Source organism: Cryobacterium sp. PH31-AA6, from assembly GCF_030063195.1.
In the GTDB taxonomy this organism is placed as follows: Bacteria; Actinomycetota; Actinomycetes; order Actinomycetales; family Microbacteriaceae; genus Cryobacterium.
On sequence record NZ_JASISS010000059.1, the window covers coordinates 1 to 1,658 of the forward strand.

The window sequence follows — 1,658 nt, forward strand, 5'->3', positions numbered from 1 at the left end:
CCTGAATCCACCGGTCGACCGCTGGTGGAATCGTGATTTCGGTTTGATTGGGTTTCTGGGTTTCGGGCGCGGTTGAGGGCTGGGCCTCGATGCCGTGAGTGTTCCACTGGGGTTCCTGGTTGCGCCCTTTGGGGCTGGGTGGTTAGGTGGCGGCGCGGCCGGGTGGGCTGCAGGCGCTGGTGAAAAGCTTGGTCCAGCCTTCTTCCCAGGGCCAGTGTTCGGGCAAGTGCAGCGTGATGCGGCGTGCGGATGTCGAGACTCGCGCGGCGACGTTGATGAGTTTGCGTCGGACGGTCGCGGTGACGGCTTTGCCGAGGGTGGGGCTGGCGAGGGTTCCGGCGGCGCGGGTGAGGTTGAACGCGATGCAGGCCAGCACCAACCAGGCCGCGTTGGCCGTGAAAACGCCGGACGGGAAGTGCGCCAGCGCCGACGCTTTCATATCTGCGTTCAGGTTTTCTATGACGGCATGTTGGCGGTGGGTTTTGTCCGCGTCGACGGTGTTCAGGGTGCTGGTGGTGAAGAACGCGTGGAAGCGGAACAGGTCAAAGAGGGCGCCTTGGCCGGCGGCAACGGTTTTGTTCAGCTCCGGGATGCGCCGCACGACTAGGCGCCCGGCGACCTGCTCGCTTTTCTTCTTTGAGCCGAAGGCGGTGAAGGGAATCTCGGCGACTTCCGCGTCGGAAATCCACTGCCCGGTCGTGTCGTCGAAGATCGCGTTGGTGTATTTGATGGGGATCCACGCGGTGTCGGGGATCGTGCTGATGGCCGCTTTCACCAAAGAATTCAGGCGGGCTGTGATCGACACCATCGCACCGGCGCGGATGGCCGCCGTGATGACGGCACTGACGTAGTAGGCGCTGTCGGCGCGCAGGAGCAGCAGTCCTGTCGCGGTCGGGTTGCGGAGGCGCTTCACGGCGGCGAGGGTGTCGGAGACGAACTTCGCCGCCCCGCGGGCGGAGTTCGTGGGGCCTTTCCGGAGCCGGCAGGCGACGATGATCGGTGCGGACAGTCCGGTGCTGATGATGGCGAACAGGGCGTTGAGGCCGCGGACCCCGGAGTAGCCAAACCCGGCGCCCTGTTTCTGGTGCCCGTGCACTTCTTTGATGGTGTCGTCGATATCGACCAGGGCATACTCGTCGATACCGGCCACGATCGGGGTTACGGCGGCGAGGTTGCCCAGCCACCGGGACGCGACGGCGTCGAGTTGGCGAACATGGCCGAACAGGAACGCCCGCAGGAACGATCCCAGCGTTGAAGGGGCGTAGGTTCCGGTGAACAGTTTCCGTAGCGCGCCGTGTCTGAGTACCGCCATATCGTCGATGGAATCGGCTCCGGTGAGCATTCCGGCGACCAACGCCATCACTTTCATGCCCGCGTTCGCGCCGAAGTATCCGGGTAGTTTCACCCACTCATCGACGAGGGTACTGAGGCCAGTTTTCGCCGCCAACGCCATCACGGGAACAAGCCCGGCAGACGACACGAGATTCGGGTCATCGAAGGAAGCGGACAAGGACCGGTGAGTGTGAGAAAGTTGCATCTACGAGATGCCTCCTTGGTTGGTGAATAGTTTGTCTAAGTAACAACTATTTTACCTGATCAGAGGGGCATTCTCGGTTTAACTCGCCGTCACGGAATCAAAGCCGACCGGTGGATTGAGG

Annotated in this window: 1 protein-coding gene; it reads right to left on the minus strand. The window is 62.7% G+C overall.

Translation table 11 applies throughout. The features are described 5' to 3' along the window. Positions 1-142: 142 nt before the first annotated feature. Positions 143-1,537 carry an IS1380 family transposase gene (locus QMG61_RS17345; protein WP_283495584.1) on the minus strand — a complete coding sequence of 465 codons (1,395 nt, stop codon included), beginning with the start codon at positions 1,535-1,537 and terminating at the stop codon, positions 143-145. Positions 1,538-1,658: the final 121 nt, after the last annotated feature.